Annotated in this window: 1 protein-coding gene; it reads right to left on the bottom strand. The window is 47.6% G+C overall.

All coding sequences use genetic code 11. The annotated features are described in order from the left end of the window. Positions 1-84: 84 nt before the first annotated feature. Positions 85-746: SDR family NAD(P)-dependent oxidoreductase (locus ACWHAR_RS26515; RefSeq protein WP_452088352.1), on the bottom strand; the 662-nt coding region annotated here is incomplete at its 5' end.

The raw sequence follows: 746 nt of genomic DNA on the forward strand, positions 1-746 counted from the left end.
AACTGACATTCAACAATCTCTCCCTTCCACTATCAAAAACTGCCTCGTGAGAAACAAGCCACTCCACCACAGGCAGTTCCATCATTATTTTTTCATGAGCGCGCGTCCTGCCAGCTTTTCTACAAGAGCTGGAAACAGCTGATACAACTTAGTGCCGGCATTCATTAAACGCGGAAGATTTATCTCCCGCTTGTTCGTAAAAATTGCAGCTGTAATTTGAGCTGCCACGTCATCAGGATCAAGCATCCAGCGGCCGACATTTTTGGCGTAGTCCCCGCCTTTATCAGCAATGGAAAAAAAGTCCGTCTGAATCGGTCCCGGGTTGACTGTTGTCACATAAATGCCGGTTCCCAAAAGCTCCATCCGCAAAGCGTTTGAGTAACCTAACACGGCATGCTTGGTCGCGGAATACAGGCTCGACTTCGGTGTTGCGATTTTCCCCGCTTGAGAGGCGATATTGATGATATGGCCCTTTTTTTGCTCAAGCATTTGCGGAAGCACCGCTTTTGTACAGGCGATCAGGCCGAAGACATTCACATCAAACATCGCTTTCATGTCATCCAATGTAGAGTCTAAAACCGTTTCAAATATACCGAAGCCCGCATTGTTAATCAGTACATCAACCGAGCCGATCTGATCGCGGACCCGGGCAATATCCTCTAGGCGGCCGACATCCAGAGGAAAAATCTCACACTGTCCGCTCCATTCCTCGGTTATTTTCCTTTTGATTTCTATCAAACGATCCT

The organism is Bacillus sp. LR--39 (assembly GCF_053613335.1).